General features: G+C 41.7%; 17 protein-coding genes. 2 read left to right on the top strand and 15 right to left on the bottom strand.

Annotated features, from left to right (window positions below):
• Positions 1-23 precede the first annotated feature (23 nt).
• The 15 genes from BUB56_RS03930 to BUB56_RS03860 form a co-directional block, all read right to left on the bottom strand.
• On the bottom strand, positions 24-1646 hold the full coding sequence (locus BUB56_RS03930; RefSeq protein ID WP_242946219.1) for a peptide ABC transporter substrate-binding protein: 1623 nt from the start codon (positions 1644-1646) through the stop codon (positions 24-26).
• A gap of 412 nt (positions 1647-2058) precedes the next feature.
• Positions 2059-3042, bottom strand: coding sequence for an ABC transporter ATP-binding protein (locus BUB56_RS03925; RefSeq protein ID WP_110940074.1), 984 nt, complete (start codon positions 3040-3042; stop codon positions 2059-2061).
• Positions 3042-4064, bottom strand: a complete 1023-nt coding sequence (locus BUB56_RS03920; protein WP_110940073.1) for an ABC transporter ATP-binding protein — start codon at positions 4062-4064, stop codon at positions 3042-3044. Before BUB56_RS03920 ends, BUB56_RS03925 begins: the two co-directional genes overlap by 1 nt.
• 18 nt (positions 4065-4082) lie before the next feature.
• Positions 4083-5009 carry an ABC transporter permease gene (locus BUB56_RS03915; RefSeq protein WP_110940072.1) on the bottom strand — a complete coding sequence of 309 codons (927 nt, stop codon included), beginning with the start codon at positions 5007-5009 and terminating at the stop codon, positions 4083-4085.
• 14 nt (positions 5010-5023) lie between these two features.
• Positions 5024-5944, bottom strand: coding sequence for an ABC transporter permease (locus tag BUB56_RS03910; protein ID WP_110940071.1), 921 nt, complete (start codon positions 5942-5944; stop codon positions 5024-5026).
• 780 nt (positions 5945-6724) lie between these two features.
• Entirely contained in the window at positions 6725-8182 is a 1458-nt protein-coding gene (gene gatA / locus BUB56_RS03905) for an Asp-tRNA(Asn)/Glu-tRNA(Gln) amidotransferase subunit GatA (RefSeq protein ID WP_110940070.1), read from the bottom strand.
• A gap of 93 nt (positions 8183-8275) precedes the next feature.
• The gene (gene gatC, locus BUB56_RS03900; protein WP_110940069.1) at positions 8276-8563 is read right to left on the bottom strand and encodes an Asp-tRNA(Asn)/Glu-tRNA(Gln) amidotransferase subunit GatC; all 288 of its coding nucleotides are present in this window, start codon (positions 8561-8563) and stop codon (positions 8276-8278) included.
• 102 nt (positions 8564-8665) lie between these two features.
• The gene (ligA, locus tag BUB56_RS03895) at positions 8666-10660 is read right to left on the bottom strand and encodes an NAD-dependent DNA ligase LigA (protein WP_110940068.1); all 1995 of its coding nucleotides are present in this window, start codon (positions 10658-10660) and stop codon (positions 8666-8668) included.
• A 137-nt stretch (positions 10661-10797) separates the two neighbouring features.
• Positions 10798-12990 (bottom strand): DNA helicase PcrA, encoded by a 2193-nt coding sequence (pcrA, locus tag BUB56_RS03890; protein ID WP_110940067.1) that lies wholly within the window; start codon positions 12988-12990, stop codon positions 10798-10800.
• A 554-nt stretch (positions 12991-13544) separates the two neighbouring features.
• Complete coding sequence (locus BUB56_RS03885; RefSeq protein WP_110940066.1) at positions 13545-14522, bottom strand: 2-dehydro-3-deoxygalactonokinase; 978 nt, start codon at positions 14520-14522, stop codon at positions 13545-13547.
• 27 nt (positions 14523-14549) lie between these two features.
• Positions 14550-15203, bottom strand: a complete 654-nt coding sequence (locus tag BUB56_RS03880) for a bifunctional 4-hydroxy-2-oxoglutarate aldolase/2-dehydro-3-deoxy-phosphogluconate aldolase (protein WP_110940065.1) — start codon at positions 15201-15203, stop codon at positions 14550-14552.
• A 38-nt stretch (positions 15204-15241) separates the two neighbouring features.
• Positions 15242-16276 (bottom strand): tripartite tricarboxylate transporter substrate binding protein, encoded by a 1035-nt coding sequence (locus BUB56_RS03875; protein ID WP_207650394.1) that lies wholly within the window; start codon positions 16274-16276, stop codon positions 15242-15244.
• A 156-nt stretch (positions 16277-16432) separates the two neighbouring features.
• On the bottom strand, positions 16433-17947 hold the full coding sequence (locus tag BUB56_RS03870) for a tripartite tricarboxylate transporter permease (RefSeq protein WP_190014159.1): 1515 nt from the start codon (positions 17945-17947) through the stop codon (positions 16433-16435).
• 23 nt (positions 17948-17970) lie between these two features.
• Entirely contained in the window at positions 17971-18426 is a 456-nt protein-coding gene (locus BUB56_RS03865) for a tripartite tricarboxylate transporter TctB family protein (RefSeq protein WP_110940064.1), read from the bottom strand.
• Between the two features lie 229 nt (positions 18427-18655).
• Positions 18656-19648, bottom strand: a complete 993-nt coding sequence (locus BUB56_RS03860) for a tripartite tricarboxylate transporter substrate binding protein (protein ID WP_110940063.1) — start codon at positions 19646-19648, stop codon at positions 18656-18658.
• Between the two features lie 303 nt (positions 19649-19951).
• Here BUB56_RS03860 and BUB56_RS03855 point away from each other — a divergent pair, with 303 nt between their 5' ends.
• Together BUB56_RS03855 and BUB56_RS03850 are read left to right on the top strand one after the other, a co-directional pair.
• Entirely contained in the window at positions 19952-21811 is a 1860-nt protein-coding gene (locus BUB56_RS03855) for a sensor histidine kinase (RefSeq protein ID WP_110940062.1), read from the top strand.
• Positions 21789-23225 (top strand): response regulator, encoded by a 1437-nt coding sequence (locus BUB56_RS03850; RefSeq protein WP_190014158.1) that lies wholly within the window; start codon positions 21789-21791, stop codon positions 23223-23225. Before BUB56_RS03855 ends, BUB56_RS03850 begins: the two co-directional genes overlap by 23 nt.
• Positions 23226-23440 lie beyond the last annotated feature (215 nt).

The raw sequence follows: 23440 nt of genomic DNA, 5'->3' as shown, positions 1-23440 counted from the left end.
CATCCTTTATCTGTTTATACTATTTATTTAACTATATCAGCAAATCCGAAGAACCAGTGTCCAAGCAAGGTTTTCTCCCAACCCTTTACATGCTCTTTTACAGCAATAGGATCTGTATAGTAGTAGATAGGCATAACGATCATTTCTTCCATCATCAATGCTTCTGCTTGATATAATAAGTCAAATCTCTCTTTTCCAGCTAATTTTTTGGAATCTTCGATTAACTTATCATATTCTTTATTTCTCCATTGTGCGTCGTTGTTTCCGGAATATGACAACCATAGGTCAAGCATTGTCATAGGATCAGCATAATCTCCTAACCAACCTGCTCTTGCGATTTCGAAGTTTCCGTTATGTCTTGAGTCTTGGAATACCGCCCACTCTTGATTTTGGAGCTTAACGCTGATACCAAGATTTTGCTTCCACATTTCTTGAATCGCTTCACCAATTGCTTTGTGGTTTTCGCTGGTATTGTACAATACTGTCAATTCTGGGAATCCTTTTCCGTCTGGATAACCCGCTTCAGCTAATAATGCCTTCGCTTCTTCTACCTTGGCAGCCTTAGGATCAATACCATAGTCTCCAGCAACAGTTCTGAACTCTTTGCCGTCAGCATCCAGCAATCCTGGAGGTGTAAATCCAGTAGCAGGAATCTGTCCGCCCTTGGTTACCTTTTCAACGATAGCAGTTCTATCAATGGCTAATGATAATGCTTTTCTTACTCTTACATCATCTGTAGGTTTCTTTGTTACATTGAAGATATAGTAGTAGGTTCCGATTTGCGGCAAGATTCTAAATGTAGGATCATTTGCTTGCAATCTAGGAATTTCTTGGTTTGGAACTTCGTCAATTACATCCAACTCTCCAGCTTCATAAGCAGTTAATCCAGTGGTTGATTCTACGATCATGCTGACTTCGATCCGGTCAAGCTTTACCTTATCGGCTTGCCAATAGTTTTCATTCTTAGAAAGAATAAGCTTATCGCCAATCTTATATTCTGTAACCTTGAAAGGTCCATTGCAAACTGTGATCTCAGGATTTTTTGCCCAGCCTTCCGGATCCTTTTCAACAACATCTTTTCTTGTAGGCATAAATGTATAGAAGGTTGTTAACTCAAGGAAGTAAGGTGTAGGCCCTTCTAATACAACCTCAAGGGTTTTGTCATCCAATGCTTTTACAGCTACATCCTCAATGCTTCCAGTCCCTTCATTGTACGCTTGTGCACCCTTGATGTAGTACATTTGGAAAGAGTATTCAGAAGCTGTAGCAGGATCTAGTGCTCTTTTCCAAGCATACTCAAAGTCATGAGCCGTTACAGGCTTTCCATCTGACCACTTGGCATCTCTGATTGTAAACTTATACGTTAAGCCGTCTTCAGAGATTTCATATTTCTCAGCCATCGCATTTTCAAGTTTCCCATCGATCTCTCTCATGAGACCTTCGAAGGTGTTGTTAACGATGTGTCCGCCGTCAGCAGCACTGTTTAGCTGTGGGTCAATTGTCTTTGGGTCTGCATTGAGGTTGAATTTTAATACCTTTGGTTCTGCTGGTTTTTCTGCTTCTGTTGGCGCTTTAGATCCACAGCCGGCAAAGGCCGTCACCACTAATGCCAATATAAGCATCAATACTAAACTTTTTTTGAACAAGTAAATCCCCTCCCATATTTTTCTTTGTACTGCATTTTGCATTTATAAATAATGGTATTGCTAACGTTTTAAATTACTAAAGATCACCTCCTTAAAATGGAGAATCTTGTTATATCCTTATTCTATTGTTTTTAAAAAAATGTACAAATCTTTATTAACAAGATTTAATGTTCTTGAATAGTCTGAAAAAAATCACTAAAAAAAATCTGCTAAACTGATAAAGTATTATATTCTACAGAAGCATAAAAATTCCTTCCGCCATGATGAATTATATAACTTTTTTTAAATAAAAAATATTTTTATTTTACTAAAATTTCTTCTGATGCCTATAACAAGGGGAAACTACCAATGATCCGCTAAGACCATCTTATAGATTCCCCTTGCTCTATCATCTTTTTTTATCCAACCATTGCTACAACAGGTGGCAAGCTGCCATATGCCCGCTGCCAATATCCTTCATTTCCGGTTCAGCTTCAGCACACTTTGGCATTGCATACTTGCACCGTGTACGGAATCTACAGCCTGAAGGCGGATTTAAGGGACTTGGAACATCCCCATCCAAAATGATCCGCTTCTTGGCTTTTGCAATATCAGGATCTGGAATGGGAATGGCTGTCAACAGCGCCTGGGTATAAGGATGAGCAGGATGCTCATACAGTTCATTGCGATCTGCAACTTCTACCAGCTTGCCCAGATACATAACCCCTACACGATTGGATATATGGCGCACCATAGAAAGGTCATGGGCGATAAAGAGGTAGGTCAGTCCCATTTCACTTTGCAAATCCTCAAGCATATTTACAACCTGCGCCTGTATGGAAACGTCTAAGGCAGATATCGGCTCATCGCAAATAATAAATTCCGGCCTTACAGCCAAGGCTCTGGCAATACCAATACGCTGTCTTTGTCCGCCGCTAAACTCGTGGGGGTATCTTACAGCATGGTCCGGAGCTAAGCCTACTTTTTTCAGCAAATCATGAACAATTTCCATTTTTTCCTTTTCTGTAGCCAAGCCATGAATCTCTAGCGGTTCGCCAATAATATCCCCAACGGTCATACGGGCATTTAATGATGCGTAGGGATCCTGGAAGATCATTTGTATTCTTTTTCGGAATGGCAGCATTTCTTTTTCCTTCATCATTCCGATCTCTGCCCCGTTGAAAATGATTTCTCCCGCTGTAGGATCATATAGCCGTATAATGGTTCTTCCTGTAGTAGACTTGCCACAACCGGATTCCCCTACCAAACCCAGAGTTTCACCTTTGCGGATGTGAAAGCTTACATCGTCCACGGCTTTGACATATTGGGTTTCCCCGCCAAAAAATCCTTTGCGGACAGGAAAATATTTTTTAAGGTTTTTAACCTCCAATAAAATCTCATGATTATTTACATTCATTATGCTCTCCTCCTTACTACACCGGTTTCAACTTCAATCTGGGGAGCATCTTCATGTAACAGCCAGCATGCGGCCCGATGCTTTTCATCCACAAAAGTATACTCTGGCCGCTGCTCAATACAAACTCTCATTGCATAAGGACACCTTGCTGCAAAAGGACATCCCTTTGGCGGCTTTAACAAATCTGGCGGAGAACCTTCGATTGGCACTAATCTCTTTTTGCCCCCCAAATCTAGACGGGGAATAGATTTTAGCAGCCCCATGGTGTAAGGATGCTTTGGATTGTAGAAAATATCCTCAGTCTTTCCTTCTTCCATAATCAACCCGCCATACATGACAATGATGCGGCTGCACACATCAGCCACAACCCCCAGGTCATGGGTAATCAGCATAATAGATGTATTGATCTTTTCTTTTAAATCCTTCATCAGCTCAAGAATCTGTGCCTGTATGGTTACGTCCAGTGCTGTTGTTGGTTCATCGGCAATCAACAAACTAGGCTCACAGGAAAGTGCGATGGCAATCATAGCCCTTTGCCGCATCCCGCCGCTAAACTCATGAGGATAATTGTCTACCCGTTTTTCCGGCGAAGGAATTCCTACCAGACGGAGCATTTCAATGGCTTTTTTCTTTGCCTCTGCTTTATTAAGGCCTTGATGGCGACGGATGGCTTCTATAATCTGATCTCCAACAGTATATACAGGGTTTAGTGAAGTCATTGGATCCTGGAAAATCATAGCAATCTCATTTCCCCGGATCGCCTGCATCTCCTTATCGCTTTTCTTTACAAGGTCCTGTCCTTTAAAAATCAATTCCCCTTCCACAATTTTTCCAGGGTACTGCAACAGTCTCATGATAGAAAGAGAGGTTACACTTTTCCCGCTTCCCGATTCTCCTACGATACCGATGGCTTCTCCTTTGTCTAAGGCAAAGCTGACGCCCCCTATAGCCTTTACTTCCCCTACATGGGTAAAGAAGGAGGTTCTTAGATTTTTGACTTCCAATAATTTTTCGTTTTTCATCTTCGTCACCTCTCTATTCTACTTTCGCAAGCGGGGGTCAAGAGCATCTCTTAAGCCATCCCCCAGGAAGTTAAAAGCCAACATCGTTAAACAAATGGCCGCCGACGGGAAGAACAATTGATAAGGATAGGAACGAAGTCCCCCTAATGCATCTGAAGCAAGTGTTCCCCAGGAAGACATGGGCGCAGAAACTCCTAAACCGATAAAACTTAAGAAGGATTCTGTAAATATCGCTCCCGGAATCAACATGGTTGCTGTAACAATGATGGGACCCATGGCATTGGGAATCAGGTGACGGATCAAAATTCTCCAGGTGCTGGCGCCGATGGTTCTGGCTGCCAGCACAAATTCCTGTTCCTTAAGAGCTAGGATCTGTCCCCTTACAATCCGTGCCATGTTTACCCAATAAATCGTACCTAGGGTAATCATAATACTCTTTAGCCCGGGGCCTACAACAACCATCAATACAATCGCATACAGGGTTGGGGGAATGGTAAAAATGATATCCACAATACGCATCATGATATTGTCCACTCTGCCGCCGATATAACCAGAAATTCCCCCATATAACACCCCGATGAAGAAGTTTACTATTGTAGCCACCATGGCTACCGTCAGAGAGATTCGTGCTCCGTATAACACTCGAATATATAGGTCTCTGCCGTGGCTGTCGGTTCCAAACCAGTGTTTTGCGCTGGGTCCTTGGTTTATGTTGGTTAAATCCTGGTCTGAATAAGTGATGCTGGCCATCATGGGTCCAAATACGGCCATAAAGACAATGACCATGATTGTAATAAGACCCCACATGGCCATTGGATCTTTTTTCAATCTTCTCCAAGCATCCTGCCAATAGGTCATGCTGGGGCGAACAATTTTTTCTTTTTCTCGATCCTCGGAGCCAATTGGCTCCCACATATTTTTGGGAATACTTTTTAAACTTTCCATTTCTGCGGCCCCTCCTATTCTTCAACCTTGATTCTTGGATCAATCAATCCGTACAGCAAGTCTACAACTAATACCATGATGACCAGGAATAGGGCATAGAATACCGTCATGCCCATGAGTACAGTATAGTCACGGTTTCCTACACTCTCAACGAAGTGTTTCCCCATACCTGGAATTGCAAAAATTCTTTCTGTAACAAAAGATCCGGTTAGAATCGTTGCGATCAATGGTCCAATATAGGTTACAACCGGTATTAAGGCATTTCGAAGGGCGTGCTTTGCAATCACCACAAATTCTGATAATCCTTTAGCTCTTGCAGTACGAATATAATCCTGCTGCAGTACTTCCAACATGCTTGAACGTGTCAGACGGGCCACAAAGGATAAGGAATATCCGCTCAGGGCAATCACCGGACCGATATAGTGCTTAGGCGTTTTCAATCCGAAGGATGGGAGCCAGCCTAGTTTGGCACTAAAAATATAGATAATCAGCGTTCCAATAACAAAGCTTGGAATAGTAATCCCTAAGGTAGCAATGAACCGGACTGTCTGATCCTGCCATTTGTTCTGCTTTAGCGCCGAGATCATGCCCATTGGTATGCCAAGGGCAACCACCACCAGTACAGAAAGGCCTCCTACCCTTGCCGATACAGGAAATCCTTCACGAATAAGGTCATTTACAGTAACCCCCACCTTTTGAAATGAAGGCCCCAGCTCAAGTCGTGCAATTCCTCCTAAGTAATCCACATACTGCTTCCATAGGGGCTGATCAAGCTTATACTTGGCCTCCAAAGCTTTAATAACTGCCGGCGGCAATGCTTTTTCCCTTGTAAAAGGACCGCCGGGTATGGCATGCATCAATAAAAATGTAATGGTAATGATTAATAATAGCGTAATAAGCATAGAAACTATTCTATTTGCAAGAAATCTTCCCATACAACTCACTCTCCTTTCTAAGATTTATAAGTAAAGCAATTCAGATGAATTAGGCATCCCTCCCAGCCCGTAGTCTTTTCAAAAGGATAAAGGCATTACTAAAACTTTTTATTTGGTCTTAAAAAATTTTAATATTGCCTTTTCAATAAATAAAACAAGACTTGCTACTTATTTGCTTTCTTTTCTAAATATTGCAAAAGTCCTGTTTGCTTAGTTCTAATTATCATAATAGCTGAATTTTCTATACAATTCAACCGATTCTGCAGAATCCTAAGTTTAAATATTTGTAACAAATCCCACCAACTTTGATACTACTGGCTTCTGACTCTGGGATCGTTTTCCTGTTTTTTATTTGATAAAGATATTTTTCATATCTATGATTTTATTTGTTTTTTAAAGTTTTATTAAAACGCAAACGCAAAAGATATGTAATATTATAAAACGATATTCATAGGTTATGCAATGGCATTTCTCAAGATTTTCTTTAAGAATCCTTAATAATTAGACGGGCATTTCTAGATTTTGTTTTCAATGTGCGTACACTCGTTTATGACAAATAGATTTTTTGTTTTTTTAATCTGGGTTTCACCCATTGAATCCGAATAATTATACAAAAAACACGCCATTTATGACGTGTTTCTGCCTGATCCCTTACTATATAGATTTAATCGTCTAAAACAAGATATTTTTTTGTAGGGGCAGACCTGCGTGTCTGCCCGCTTTTACAGGACGACCCATCGGTGGTCCCCTGTATGGATCTTTCATTTTGCTGGCGTTTATCTACAATGCAGGTCTTTCCTTATGATAGGCATTATTTTGTTCTACTGTATAGGCTACTCTCAACAGCGTACTTTCCGCAAAGTGCTTGCCCATGATCTGCAGACCCACCGGCAATCCCTCAACGAATCCGCAGGGTACGGAGATTGCAGGAATACCTGCGATATTGATCGGAACCGTACATACATCGGACATGTACATTTGCAGGGGATCATCGGTTTTTTCTCCTAGCCTAAAGGCTGGCGTCGGCGTAGTAGGTGCAATCAATACATCAAATTTTTCAAAGGCTTTATCAAAATCTTGTTTAATCAGGGTTCGCACCTGCAGTGCCTTTTTATAATATGCATCATAGTAGCCGGAACTCAATGCATAGGTCCCCAGCATAATCCGACGTTTTACTTCCTCACCAAAGCCCTCGCTCCTAGTCTTAACAAACAAATCCGTCAGATTGTCATAGGATTCCGTACGATATCCATAGCGAATACCGTCAAATCGGGCTAAGTTAGAGCTGCATTCAGAGGAAGCAAGGATGTAATAAGTTGGCAGCGCATACTCCGTATGGGGCAAAGAAACCTCTTCATAGTCCGCACCTAAGGACTTCAGTTGTTCAATTGCAGCATATACATTTCTCTTAACTGCCTCATCGATTCCTTCACCAAAATACTCTTTTGCTATGCCAATCTTTAATCCCTTCACATCACTGATTAAGGCCTTTCGGTAATCAACTTCTTTTCCTTCCGCTGAAGTGGAGTCCATAGGATCATGGCCTGCGATGGCATTTAGCACCAATGCACAGTCCTCCACGTCCTTCGTCAGCGGACCAATCTGGTCTAGGGAAGAAGCATAGGCGATTAATCCATACCTGGAAACAAGTCCATAGGTGGGTTTTAGTCCTACCAGTCCGCAAAAGGATGCCGGCTGGCGAATAGACCCTCCGGTATCTGACCCCAAAGCATAAAATACTTCACTGGAAGCCACAGCCGCTGCAGAGCCTCCGCTGGATCCCCCCGGCACCCGCTGCTCATCCCAGGGATTTTTTGTTTTTCGAAAGGCTGAGTTTTCAGTAGAGGACCCCATGGCAAACTCATCCATATTGGTTTTTCCCACTAAAATGGCCTTTCCCTGATACAGTTTTTCTGTAACTGTTGCATTATAGGGGGGTACAAAGTTTCCCAGAATTTTAGAGGCACAGGTGGTAGGAATTCCTTCTGTACAAATATTGTCCTTTAGGGCCATAGGAATACCGGCTAAATCGCTTAATTCCTGTCCCTCCTGCAGCCGCTTGTCCACTTCCTGAGCCCAGGTCAAAGCACGCTCTCTGCTGGTATGTAAAAAAGCCTCTATCTGCCCGTCGATTTTTTCAATTCTATCTAAAGCCGCCTCTGTAAGCTCCTTTGAGCTGATTTCCTTTTTTCTCATCAGATCACGAACCTCATGGGCAGTCCGTTGAAGCAAATCCATATTGCACACTCCTTCTATTTTTGTATTCTGCATCCTTTTCTGACTTGATCCTGACGATACAATCAACGCATATTCAGACTGCATGCGGAATTGTTATTCCATAATTTTAGGCACTTTGAAGCATCCCTGCTGCGGATCCGGTGCATTGGCCAGTACTTTCTCCCGCTCCATGGATGGTTGAACTTCATCCTTTCGCAGTACATTTAATAGAGGCAGTACATGGTAGGTAGGTTCTACCCCTTCCACATTTACCTCATTCAGTTTCTCAATATATCCTACGATAGCCGTCAGCTTCTCTGCAAAGTCCTGTTTTTCCTGCTTCGTAAAGGATAATCGTGCCAGATTAGCTACCTGCTCTACATCCTTTATGCTAATGGTCATGGTTACTCCTCCTTGCATGATTATTCACCAAAAAAGTATTTATAGTTGATTATATATCAACCCTGTTCCTTTTTCTAGATGCTTTGCTGCGTTTTCATCACTTTATTGCTGAATCATGGCATCAAAGGCAGCTTCATCCAAAACGGGCACCCCTAATTCCAAAGCCTTTTCCAACTTTGATCCTGCCTCTTCCCCTGCAAGCACATAATCGGTCTTCTTGCTGACACTGCCCGAGACCCGGCCTCCTAGCCGTTCAATTAACTCCTTTGCTTCATTGCGCTTGTATTTCACAAGGGTCCCTGTAATTACGAAGGTAAGTCCCTCCAACTTTTGCTCACCTGCTTCTGCAGCCTTCTTCCGATTTTCCATATTGACACCGGCCCTGCGCAACTTCTCAATCACCTTAAGGTTTCGTTCCTCTTGGAAAAAGGCCAGTACACTTTCTGCCATCTTCTCTCCAATTTCAGGAATGGAGATGATTTGATCGTAGCTTGCATGCATCAGGCTGTCCATGCTGCCAAAGGCTTCAGCCAACAATTTGGCAGCCCTGGAACCCACCAGTTTAATCCCTAATCCAAAGATAACCCGGTCCAGGCCATTGTCTTTAGATTTTTCAATGGCATCTACCAGATTTTGAGCCGACTTTTCTCCCATTCTCTCTAGGGGGATTAATTCTTCCTTCTTAAGGTAGTAAAGATCCGCCACATCCTCAATTAGCTGCTGTTCTAATAACAAAGCTGCGATAGATTCCCCCAGTCCGTCAATATTCATGGCCTCCCGGGAAACGAAGTGGATAATGCCCCGCCGCAGCTGTGCCGGACATGCGCTGTTGATGCATCGGGTAACTGCCTCTCCCGCTATCCGCACGGTTTCTTCGCCGCATTCAGGACAGACCTTTGGCATCGCAAAGATTTTCTCATCTCCTGTACGCTCATCAAAAAGGACACGAACTACCTCCGGGATCACGTCCCCTGCCTTCTGAATGATTACCTTGTCCCCAATACGAATATCCTTCTGACGGATATTGTCTTCATTGTGCAAAGTAGCACGGCTGATCACCGATCCGGCAACACGTACAGGATCCAGTATGGCCGTAGGCGTTAGTGCCCCCGTTCTCCCTACCTGAATGATGATATCCTGTACAGTGGTTTTTTGCTGTTCTGCCGGGAACTTGTAGGCAATGGCCCATTTCGGGCTCTTGGATTTCATCCCTAAAGCCTCCCTTTGACGGAGACTGTTTACTTTAATCACCAATCCGTCAATGTCAAAGGGCAGCTCCATTCGCCTCAATGCCCATTTTTCACATAACTCAATTACTTCCTCCATACGGCTGCAAACCTCATAGGGGGAGGTTTTGAATCCCAGGTGCTTTAGATAGTCGAGCCCTTCTGTATGCTTATCAAAGATATGGTCCTCTACCTGTTGTATATTAAAGATGAATATATCCAAAGGTCTTTGGGCAGTTATTTTAGAATCCAGCTGACGAAGGGATCCTGCTGCTGCATTTCTCGGGTTGGCAAAAATGGTCTCTCCCCGTTCTGCCTGCTTCCTATTGAGGGCAGCAAACTTTTCCCGAGCAATATACACCTCTCCCCGTACCTCTAAATCAACTTCTTCCTTCAGCTTTAAGGGAATACTTTTGATGGTGCGAAGATTTTGGGTAACATCCTCCCCTATATAGCCATCCCCCCGGGTAGCTCCCTGCACAAATCTACCATCCTCATACCGGAGGGCAATGGACAATCCGTCAATCTTATATTCCACAACATATTCAATCTCTTCCTGTATGGTTTTGCGGATACGCTTGTCGAATTCCATCAGCTCTCCATGGCTGTAGCTGTTATCCAGGCTCAGCATAGGTACACTGTGAACTACCTGCTGAAATTCACTTAGGGCTTGCCCCCCTACTCTTTGGGTAGGCGAGTCCGGGCTGGACAGTCCTGGAAATTTTTCTTCCAGATCGATCAGCTGCTGCATCATCAGGTCATATTCATAGTCGCTGATCTCAGGGGCATCCAGCACATAATACCGATAATTGTGATATTCTAGCTGTTCCCTTAGGAAAGCAGCCTTTTCTTTGGCTTCATTAAATTCCATGAAAACCCTCCTTTTTCGTTAGCCGTTAGCCGTTAGCCGTTAGCCGTTAGCAGTTAGCCGTTTACTGCTTTCGTCAAGGCAACTTAAATTAATATCAAAAATCCTCTAAGAAATCCATTACGGCTATGGGCTAACCGTTAACTGCTAACCATCTTTATGGGTGCAAAGCCTAAAACCAGCTTCTTGATCCCTGCATTGTCAAAAGCAATGGTCAGTTCCGCTTTTTCCCCGCTTCCCTTTATAGAAATCACTGTCCCCACGCCAAACTTTTCATGACGAATCTTGCTGCCAGGCTTGATCTCGCTGCTGCTTGCATTTGCTGCAGGCTTCGTTTTAATATCCATGCTAAGACCTCTATATATGCCTGGGTCGGGGACTAAGCTTTGTTCCTGCTTCCTTGCCTCTTCCTGCTTGTCCATATCAATATAATCTTCAGCAATCTCATTGATAAAACGGGAGATGCTGTTATAATTGGTTCGGCCATAGAGGGTTCTTACTAAGGCATGGGTCAGGAATAAGATCTCCTTTGCCCGGGTAATTCCTACGTAGCACAGCCTTCGTTCTTCTTCTAAATCCTGATCGCTGAATAGGGCTCTAGAAATGGGAAAAATACCTTCTTCCATTCCCGCCAGAAACACAATGGGAAACTCTAACCCTTTGGCACTGTGGAGCGTCATAAGCACCACAGCATTTTCCTGTTCCTCCATCTGGTCAATATCAGAAACTAAAGAAATGGTTCCTAGGAATTCCTCCAAGGTATTTTCTTCCGCTGTTTTTTCAAACTCCATAGCTACCGATAGAAATTCCTGAAGGTTCTCGATCCGCCCATTGGCTTCCATGGTGTTTTCCCTCTGCAGTTCTTCGATATATCCTGATTCCTCCAATACCTTAGAGATCAGCTCCGCTACACCCATTTCATTCTTTAACTCACTAAATTTCATAATCAATGCGGCAAAGTCATTGATACCTTTCACCACTCGTCTAGATAAATCCCCTAAAACTTCTGCTTCCAGCATGGCACTAAAGAGGCTCTCTCCTGTTCTCGCTGCATGCTGCTCCAGCTTTTCTATGGTCTTGTCTCCAATTCCTCGTTTTGGTACATTGATGACTCTTCTAACGCTCAGGTCATCTACGGAGTTTTGGATCAAGCGCAGATAGGCGATCATATCCTTGATTTCCTTTCGGGCATAGAATTTTAGTCCGCCAAAAATCCGATAAGGAATCCCCGCCCGCATCAGCATCTCCTCTAATACCCGGGACTGGGCGTTGGTCCGATAAAGAATGGCAAATTCTCCGTAATTTCGCCCTTCTGATTCATGCATCTCCTGAATTTGATTGACAATAAACCGGCCCTCTTCATGCTCATTCATGGCCTTATGGTAGCGGATACGGTCTCCCGCCCGATTGGAGGTCCACAGCACCTTGCTTTTTCGGCCCCGGTTGTTTTTGATCACGCAGTTGGCCGCATCCAATATGTTCTGAGTGGACCGATAGTTTTGTTCCAGTTTGATCACTGCTGCATTGGCAAAATCATCCTCGAAATTCAGTATATTTCGGATATCTGCTCCTCTGAAACTGTAGATGCTTTGGTCATCATCCCCCACCACACACAGGTTCTTATGGGCAGATGCCAGCATATGTATAAAGGTGTACTGAATCTGGTTGGTGTCTTGGTACTCATCCACCATGATGTATTGAAACTTATGTTGGTAAAAGCTCAACACCTTCGGTTCTTTTTGGAAGAGCTCCACGGTTTTAAAGATCAGATCATCAAAATCCAGGGCATTGTTCTTTTTCAGCTTTTTCTGATACAGCTCATAAATCTCTGCAATCTTTGTAAGCTGAAAATCCTCGGCTGCCTCCTTCAGGAAACCTTGGGGTGTCAGCATGCGATCCTTGGCATCGCTAATCTTATTTTGCACCATTGCAACAGGAAATAACTCATCATTCACATTTAATTCTTTCAGGCAATCTTTCAAGATGTTTTGCTGATCTGCTGCATCATAGATAACAAAATCCCGGGTATAGCCAATTTTTTCAATATCTCTGCGCAGTATTCTCACACAGGCAGAGTGAAAGGTACTGACCCAGATATCTGTGTGTTCACCCAAAAGGGCTTCTACCCTTTCCTTCATTTCCCTTGCAGCTTTATTGGTAAAGGTGATGGCTAATATATTTCCCGGATATACACCCATTTGTTCTATTAAATAAGCAATACGATGGGTCAAAACCCTCGTTTTACCAGACCCTGCACCTGCCAGAATCAATAGGGGACCTTCGGTTTTCAGTACGGCTTCTCTTTGTTTATCATTTAAATGATTTAAATCCATGGATAAACTCCTTTCTATTTGTTGCTCTCTTATCTATCTTATAGGATTTTGTCCATCCTGACAATTAAATCATACATTTTCCAGAACGAATGTTCTTTTTTTAAAAAAGAATTATGCTGGCTTTTTTCTCCTATGTGCCAGTTAATCAATCTGCAGCGAACAAATTAAAAGAAGCCTCTCTCCCACGCGGAGAGGCTTCTTCGTTTTCTGCCTTCCCAATTAGAATAAATGATAATATAGATTTACGTAAGTACAATGAAAGATAAATCCTTTGAAGGATCCCATGAAAATATTCATAAAGCCATTCGACTGAGTTTTAAACATATGTCTCAATTTATAGAATAAGGAAGGAGTAGCCTCCTTACCTTTTCTATGATCTCTTTTGTAAACTCCCCCCTCTTATTGAAAAATCTCCTTTTGCAATAAGAATCAGTTGTCCACACCCATTCTGCTTGCGAAAAGGAGATTTTTTAGATTGTCGATTATTTCGTTAAAAAGAAAATCCATCAAGCATTGTAAAGATTAGAATAACCAACCCACGCTTCCTTAAAGGCTTAACCTCCTGCTAGGATTTTTAAAGCCCCTATAGAGCTTGCTTTTTCAACCACCGGATCCTCCAACAGGATGATCTTATCCCTATCATATCCCAGGATTTCCAGTATGGTACCGTACAATTCCCGCAGCATCCTTTTTCCCCCCACAATTATTGTCGGTTTATATTCTTCCAGTACTTGTGCTATGGATTTGAGATCCTGGTAACCGATTGCACCGGCTATAAAGTTCACTCTTTGATTGGGTGTTGTATCTGAAAAAAGATCCATGCTTCTTACCAAAAAACAGGTTTTTGTAAATCCGTGTTTTTTCACTGCAGCGATCCCGGCTTCAATATACTCCCTCTCTACACTTGAGATCAAGCTTTTGGGTATTGAATGGGCCAGTATGGTTTCACTGGCAAGGGCCCATAGGAGTTCTCCTGCAAGGGTTGTGCTGCATTTTTTTATTCTATGGTTCTCATCAAAAAACACAAATTTTGTATGCGAACCCGGTGATATGTATAAGCGCTCTCCTTTCACCTGGGTAAAGCATAAAGCTCCTATGGATTCCGTTTCTTCTCCCCGCATCATATCCATACTCATAAATGCTCCGGGAGAGCTATTCTCTACTTTGTTTTTCACTCCCGGAATAAAATAGATGGGTACATCCACGATCTCCTGAAAGCTTTTTTGAACGATCCCCTTCTTCAACTCCTTCAAGCCTACAGGCGCCTCTAAATGGGGGATCTCAATAAGTCCTAAGTTAGAGGTAATCATTCCAAAGGCAATAATCTTCTCAACATCCCAAAGCTCTCTATGACTATTTGCCAGACAATGGGCGATGCCCCTTTTTATTGTCCTTTTCAAATTTTCAAGACTGCCTGTAATCGCTGTATCCCTAACCCCTACTTGCTCTTGATAGCTTCCTAGAAGGCTATCCTTTTCAATATATCGTATCCTCGTATTGGTCGTGCCTGTATCTATGGTTATATACCCCACTCTGCCCGCCTCACTTCTTAAGGGACTCTACGTTTTGAAAGCCTTACGAGTTTCTTTAATTCTATCGGTAAATGCCCTTGCCTGCTTTGTAATGAGTAGATATTCCTGATTATCTATCCCTTTTGCATTTGTCAAAGAACTTCCTACCCCTGCACATACACAGCCATTTTTTAGGTATTCTCCAATATTATCCAAATCAATACCCCCTACCGCCATCATATCAATGTCATCCAGCGGCCCTGACAACAACTTAATGTAGCTGGGTGCCACAGCAGCAGCAGGAAAAATCTTAACGATATCCGCACCCCATTTTTTTGCCGTAATGATCTCTGTAGGTGTAAATGCCCCCGGTATGGAAATCATGCCTTTGGCTTTGGAAAAATCAATGACATCCTTGTGCAGGCTGGGGCTTAAAATAAATTCCGCACCGGATTCATAGGCTATTCGGGCGGTCTCTTCACTGGTTACCGTTCCTGCTCCAACTAGAACCGTACCCCCAAAGGTCTTCTTGATGTTTTCAATCATTTTATCTGCAAAGGGAGTATTAAAAGTCACTTCAATACATTGAATCCCCCCCTTCAGAAGGGCTTCAGCTATATTGAGCACCTTTTCACCCTCTATCCCCCTCAGGATTGCAACAATTCCGCTTTCCTTAATGGTTTCAAGCTTTATATTATTCATCTAACTCACGCTCCCAAAACCGATGCAATACCATCTTTTTATTTATCATTATTGGCTGCTTCCATACCCAGTTCCTCAATCAGAACTTTAATGGCCTGATGATGGTTTTCTATGATTTCTAAAAACTCATTCCTTCCGGCTACCTTATAGCCTAACTCCAATTGGTTCATAATCTCTATAAAGTCTAGGTCTTGAGCAGCCTTCGAAAATCCTGCCTCCAGTATCTCCACAACTTGCTCCGGTGTATTCTTTGGTACACCTAATCCTCTCCATGTGCTTACAGCCACATCATAGCCTTGTTCCTTAAAGGTTGGTACTTGGGGGAGACTGCTGATTCTTTCAGCGGATAATATCCCAAGCACCTTCAATTCTCCATTTTTCACATGGGTTAATACTTCCGCCGGGCTCACCGTTACTGCGTCGATATAGCCTCCTAATAAATTGACGACCGCAGGTGCAGCTCCGTCAAAATAAACATGCTTTAATTTCGTCTTTGTACTCTTCCCAATATCTGCTGCAGCAAAGTGCCATATGGAACCTTCTCCGGAGTTGCCAATTCGAATCTTGTCAGGATTATTTTTCGCATACAGCACAAAATCTTCCACCGTATTCCACGGTGCATCCTTTCTAACCGTAAGGGCAGCCGGATCTTCATTCACCTGTAAAATAGGTTGAAAATCCGAGTATGTAAAGGGAGCCAACCCTAAGTTGGGGAGCGTAACCAGTTCACTGGTCACCATGGTTACCGTATATCCATCGGCTTGCGCATTTACACCTTCCGTCATGCCGATGGCGCCCCCTTCACCGGTTTTATTCACAACCAAAACCGGTTTATTGAAATATTTTTTTGCGGCATCTGCCAATGCCCTCGCCACAGAATCCGTCCCTCCCCCGGGCGCGTAGGGAACAACAATTTGAATGGCTTTGCGAGGGAAAAGATTCTCTTCAATTTCCACTTCCGAGCTGTATTCCTGTGTGCTGTCCTCTTGGGTTCTATATAGGCTGCTGCATCCCCAAAGGTATAAGACCATCAGCCCTATCATGCATATGCTGAATATTTTTCTCTTTGCCACCGGATCTACCCCTTTTATGTTGCGTGCATATTTCACAATTTTTCCATCATTATAGCCTAATCTACCGGTAAAGGCAATTGTTAAAACCCAATAGGACAGACAAATAGCCCTAATCTGGTTTCATTGCGGCCAGTGCCTTTGAGGTATCAACTGAATTTACTTAAATGCAGCCTCTGATTCTTCCTGTGCCAGTCTTTTCTCTACCCGTTTTTGTTTCACAAAGGAGGAGATCAGAGAAACTACTGCTAACCCTAACAAAATCACACTGATAGGTCTGGTAAATAATATGGATATGTCTCCCTTTGATATTACCAAGGCTCTTCTTAAATTACTTTCAGCCATTGGGCCTAAGATGAGGGCCAACAATATAGGTGAAGCGGGAAAATCATATCGTTGCATGAAGTATCCTAAAATTCCAAATAAGATAGCTACCCATACGTCAAAGATGCTATTTCGCATGGCATAGGAACCCACAATGGATAGTAAAAAGATAACAGGAATCAATATATTTCGATCCACAGTGATAACCTTTGAAAAGAATTTAACCCCTAGGGCACCAATAATAAACATAACGATGTTTGCTACCATCATTGCTGCAAATACACTGTAAACTACATCCATGTGATCTCTATAGAGTAAGGGCCCCGGGCGTAATCCCTGAATTACAAAAGCCCCTAACAGCACAGCTGTTACAGCATCTCCAGGCACGCCCAGGGACAGGAGGGGAATCATTGCACCACCTGTACAGGCGTTGTTTGCTGATTCTGCTGCAGCAACGCCTTCGATGACACCGGTTCCGAACTTTTCAGGATACTTAGAGGTTCTTTTTGCTTCACTGTATCCTACGAAGGCAGCGATATCGCTTCCTGCCCCCGGAATAGAACCGATAAAGGTACCAAGAATACTGGATTTTAGAATCACCTTCCAGCATTTTTTGATATCTGCTAGTGTAGGCAGCAGTTGGGTTATTTTATTATCCACCTTTTCACGGGTTAAGATGGTTTCAACCCCTTTAAAGATTTCTGATAAAGCAAACAATCCAATCAATGTAGGTATAAAGGCAGGGCCCTCAAAAAGATCCATTTGGCCAAATGTGAATCGCGGATATCCCGATATCGGATCTAATCCGATAGTTGATAAGGTCAATCCAAAGATTCCAGCCATAACCCCTTTAAGAATGGAGTTTCCCGAAACCGATATGATAATGCTTAGCCCAAAAATGGCTAAAGCAAAGTATTCAGGAGGACCGAATTTTAAGGCTACCTTTGATATTTGCGGGGACAGGAAGGTCATGATCAAAGCTCCTGAAAAGCCTCCAATAAAAGAAGCAAATACAGACATACTCAGAGCCCTTCCCGCTTCCCCCCTTTCAGATAATGGATATCCATCTAAAAGTGTAGCGGCAGCAGCCGGAGTTCCTGGCGTTCGTATTAAAATCGCCGAAATGGATCCCCCATAAATTGCCCCGCAAAAAATTCCCAGAAGCATTGCCATGCTCTGATTAATCGGCAATCCAAAAGTAAATGGGACTAAAAGTGCTACACCCATGGTTGCTGTCAGTCCTGGCAGTGACCCTACCATAATTCCCCCTGTCACGCCCAAAACTACCATGAGCAAAACATTTAGCTGGAGGACATTGGCAAACCCTTGCATCAGTAAGTCAAATCGCATATTTTCACCCTTTCCCTAGCCTATTATCCAAAAAAACCCGAGGGCAGTGTAATGTTTAAAATGGTTTTAAAAATGATATAAATACCGACAACAACGGCTGTAGATATCATTGTCATTTTTACATAATTCCGTTTTTCCAGTAAATACATTAAAAAGACCAAATAAAGTATACTGGAAGGGATAAATCCAACCTTATCCAATATCATACAGTATACAATTGTACTCAGCAGTGCAATCCCAGCTCTCTGAATTCCTGGCTCTTTGATGTCAAATTTCTCAGCAGGCTTCTTTGATTTCCCCATATAAGCTTGCAGAATAAGAATGCCACTCACCAGCAGCAGTCCCATAGCCAATATTCTAGGAAAATAGCTTGGACCAATCTTCATTACAATATCCTCTGGAAACTTACTGGATTCATAAAATACAAATGCACTAATGAATACACCCATCAATCCACCTATGATATCTGCCTTTCTCAAAGTCTCACTTCCTCTCCTGTGTTTCTATAGATTTACGCATCTAGAACAAGATATTTTTTTGCAGGGTCGGACCTGCGTGTCTGCCTGCTTTTTCGTGACGACAGAGTCATCGTCCCCTACATTTATCTTTTATTTTGCTGGCGTTTATCTACATCAGTAGGCTCTTATAAAATTTCAGGTAATTGTTAAAGACTGATTAACAATTACCTGAAAGAAATTCCTCTATCTGCTATTTTGCTAATCCTAATTTTTTCATTACCTCGGCAACATCATTTGCATTTGCCTCTAAAAACTTTGCATACTCTGCTGCATCCTGATAAGCCAATCCTAATCCGGCATTCTTTGCAAAATCCTGGAATCCTTGACTATCATAAGCTTGTTTGAAACCATCCATCAGTATTTGTTTCACTTCATCTGGTGTTCCTTTAGGAACAGCTAGGCCTCTCCAAGTACCAAAGACCACATCAATGCCGCTTTCCTTGAAGGTAGGAACATCCGGTATCGATGGTAATCTTTCTGCACTCATAACACCCAATATCTTTAAATCTCCTGCTTCAACCTGTCCGATTACCTCTGGAACACTTACTGAAACAGCTTCTATATGTCCTCCAACCAGCGCTGTAACTGCAGGAGCTGCTCCTTCAAAGGGTACATATTCCACTTGAATGCCTGTCTTTTCTGCCATAAGTCCTGCTGCGATATGCCATACGGAGCCTGGCGCAGAGTTACCGATATTGATTTCACCGGGATGCTGTTTTGCATACGCGACGAATTCTTCGATGGTATTATAGGGAGCATCCTTTTTTACAGTGAGTGCTGCCGCATCCATGTTAATTCTCATAAGCGGATCAAAATCCTTATATGTAAAAGGAACTAATCCCTGAGGCGGCAATGAATTCAACTCAAAAGTAATCATTCCTACGGTATAGCCATCCGGCTTGGCTTTCATAATTGCACTATGGCCTATGGCTCCGCCACCACCGGTTTGATTTACTACGGTTATGGTTTGACCTAAAATCTTTTCAGCTTCTAAGGTCAGTCCTCTCAAGACAGCGTCGGTTCCACCCCCGGCTGCCCACGGACAAATTGCTGTGATTCCTTGCTTCGGAAAGTCTACCTTTGGTGCAGCCTCTTGCGCTGCCTGCTGTGGCTTCGTACAGCCAGTAGCAACTACAGTGAAAACCAATACCAATGTCAAAAATAAAGCAATTTTTCTTCTCATCAGTATAAATCCCCCTTTTCATTTTTGTGTTTGAAAACGTTGTCCTCATCTAAATTCATTATAAAGTTTTCCACAGTTAGAATAAATTGAACCTCTTTACCTGTTCTTTTAAATTTTTTCACAATTCTCTTTTTGCAGATTTCCTTTTTGGAAACCTGTACCCCTTTACGTCGTAAGTATTAATTTTTTTGCTTTATATGATTTTTTTTACACTTGTGCTGTGCTGCCCAGAAATACTCCTGTAAATACCGAATAATGTAGTATAATTGTTTTATATACTTTTACTTCAGGGAGAATGGGCCTATGAAAATCATAGATGCTATAAGGCAGTCAGCATTTAAATCTCTCTTTTCCATCACTTCGGCCTATCGTCATTATGCAGCCTCTATTCGTTATAAAATTATCCTTTTGGTAGTACTGGCGATTTTAATACCGCTTTCTTTGTTTGGTGCCTATATGTACTCTTTTATCTACTACAATATCCTTGAACAAAACATTAAAAATGAATTGAAGCATTCTATTGAACAAATGAATGACAGCTTGGTAGCTAATTACAGAATCATTAACAATACCTTTAATCTCTTTTTATCGAATCAGGTTATCCGCTCTAATCTTGAAGAACTGTCTACACAGGAGCAGACTTATTATTTGAAAGCCCGTACAAAGCTCGATATTGAAACACAGCTTAAATACTCTGTCCTTCATGATTATGCCTGGAACAGCGGTCTCCTGAAATCTGTCTTTGTTTTTTTTGATCATGACAACTACTATTATTTGCTTTACAATTATTTGCCCAATGAAAGAGTTCTCAAGGATCATGTTCGATTTTACAATTCTGCGAAGGATATTACCCAGGTTCCTACGGTTATACAGCCTTCTCCCTATTTTAATACGGTTTATCTCATGCGTGATGTCAGTGCTCTGATTACTAAAAACTCAATGGGTAAAGTTGTGCTGAGTATAGATGAAAATATCATCTTGGATTCTTACCATAACATTATTAAAAATAAAAACTGGAAAGCTTTTATTTTCGATGAACAGGGCACCATTTTTTTTCATAATGATCGGCGTCTCATCGGGGAAAAGATCGACCCAAGGATCTTATCTGCCGGACAATCCAGTTTAATACAAGAGCTGTCAATAGATGGAACTCCCTATATCTTTGATTCTAAAAAAATCAGTGATATGAATATGACCTCCGTAATACTGGTTCCCAAGGCTGAGTTTTCATCCAATCTAAACACGCTCATTTCCTATTATCTATATATTATTGTTTTTGCAGTTCTCCTCTCTCTCGCCATCAGTATGTTTATCATCACCAGTATCACAAAGCCAATTCAGGAGTTAATTTTACATATTAAAAATATTCATCATGGAAACTTTCAAATAAAAATGCCTCAGTACAAATATGCAGAGTTGAATGAGGTAAGCAGTACCTTTAACGATATGATCGATAAAATCCAATATCTTTTTAATGAAGTGTACAAGCATCAAATTCTGGTAACGGAGTCTGAGTTAAAAGCACTGCAGGCGCAAATCAACCCTCACTTTTTGTTTAATGTCTTAGAAACCATCAGTTGGGAAGCCCGAATGTCTAACCAGGAAACTATCTACAAAATGGTTGATTCATTAGGCAAATTATTGAGGGCAAGCTTGACCTTCAGCAGTCACAAGAAAATAACACTCCGGGAAGAGCTCGAATACGTTGAATTTTATCTCTATCTGCAAAAAATGCGTTTCGGAGATAAAATACAGATCGAAAAATTTGTTTCTGTTCCAACCCTGCTGGACTTTTATGTACCCAAGCTTTGTATCCAACCGATTGTTGAAAATGCTATCATTCATGGATTGGAAAATAAAATCGACAAAGGCAGGGTCTCCATCTGCATTTTGGAGGAAAAGGAAAAGATATTCATAACCGTTGAGGATGATGGTATTGGATTTGATTCAGGACAAATTGATTTGAATGAAGCCATGAGCCGTGAGATTAAAAAAGGGGAAAAGCATGTAGGTTTATTAAATGTACATAAAAGAATTAAGCTGATCTATGGTGCCGATTACGGTTTATCCATTGAAAGCAGTATAGGGAAAGGTACGATGATCTCTATATGTATTCCACTTGACAGAGGTGATGAAAAGCATGTTTCGTGTAATGATTGTTGATGACGAACATATTATTCGCAAAGGACTCATCAATTTTATCGACTGGGAAGCCCTCGATTGTATGGTGCTCTGCGAAGCGGATAATGGCATCCTTGCAAAGGAACTGCTAGAGAGCAAGAAACCGGATATTGTCATTGCAGATATTAAAATGCCTGGATTAGATGGTATCAAGTTAGCGCAGTACATTCATGAAAACAACCCTTTAACAAAGATCATTCTTTTAACCGGCTATTCAGATTTTGAATATGCAAAATCTGCCATTAAGTATAATGTAGTGGATTTTATTCTGAAGCCTTCAAATACAGAACAGTTAATCGAAGCCATCCATAAAGCCAAGACACTTATTCAGGAGGAGCAAATGAAAGCCCATAGGGTACTGGATTTGGAGAATAGAATCAAAGAAAATCTTGTAGAAATGCATGAGAAGTTTTTCCAGGATTTGATCAATGGGGTTTTAGTACACCCGTCCAGGATTCTCAACAAAATGGATAAGCTGAAAATCCAGCTACATCATTTTTATGTATTGGTCTATAAAGTAGATGGCACTGACACTGTCGAATCAGACGGGGTTTTAGAAAGGAAAGGAAACATTCTTTTAGAGATCAAAAGCTTTATATCCTTAATATTCAAAGACTTTGACCATTATACCATTCTTGTGGACAACAAAACCCTCTGTACAGTGATATCCTTTGAAGATCTCTGCTGTCCTCAGCCGATGCCGGTTATTGTCTCAAGAAGTGAAGAAATACTAAATTTTGTAAATAACTTTCTCAGTATTCCTATTTCCATAGGCATCAGTGATATACATGCCCATCCATCAGAAGTGCAAAAAGCTTTCCATGAAGCCCATAAATGTGTTTCCTACAAATTTTATGAGGATGGAAATATTTTTGTATATTCTTCCTTTCATTCAAAGGAGCATCACCTGGAGGAAATCGTTGTCTATCAGTATATTGACAAAATCATAAAGCATCTGGAGTCGGGCAGTACCTTGAAAGCACTAGAAACACTTTCCCAGCTATTTGAGTATCAAAGAGCTTTCACATACCCCATCGAGCATGTAAAGACCACAAGCATCGTAATTTGTTCGCTGTGCGTTAAGCTGTTAAATAACTATAATTTAAAGCTTTGTGATGCCATTACAAATGCGGATCAAATCTATGCCAATATCCTAAACTGTGAATCTATCGGCAAACTATATGATACCCTTGAAGGACTGGTTCAGTCCGTTGGTACAGCGCTAAGCACTTTAAACACCCAGCACAGCTATATCGTTCAAAAAGTAATTGAGTATATCAAAGAGCACTATCATGCCCCCATTAAGCTGGATCATCTGGCGGATTTGGTCCACATGAACAGTTGTTATTTAAGCCGCTTATTCAGCAGAGTAAATTTCATAATTTTTAAGCCTTGAAATAACAATGTTTCAAAAATATAAAAAAACAGTCTACCCCAATCCGATAAATAATTTGTAAAAAAAATCCACAGAAAGGGGCGACTGCAAATTATGTATCGGCAAACAACTTTATTTACTTTAGATCAAATTATTGAACTTCAACCATTAACAAAATTACAGGCTATTTTGACTTTCATTGACTATTCCATTTTACTACAAGCTTTTCAAATTCA

Origin of the sequence: Geosporobacter subterraneus DSM 17957 (assembly GCF_900142145.1) — a bacterium.
GTDB classification, from domain to species: Bacteria; Bacillota; Clostridia; order Peptostreptococcales; family Thermotaleaceae; genus Geosporobacter; species Geosporobacter subterraneus.
This window is presented reverse-complemented; position numbering and strand designations above follow the sequence as displayed.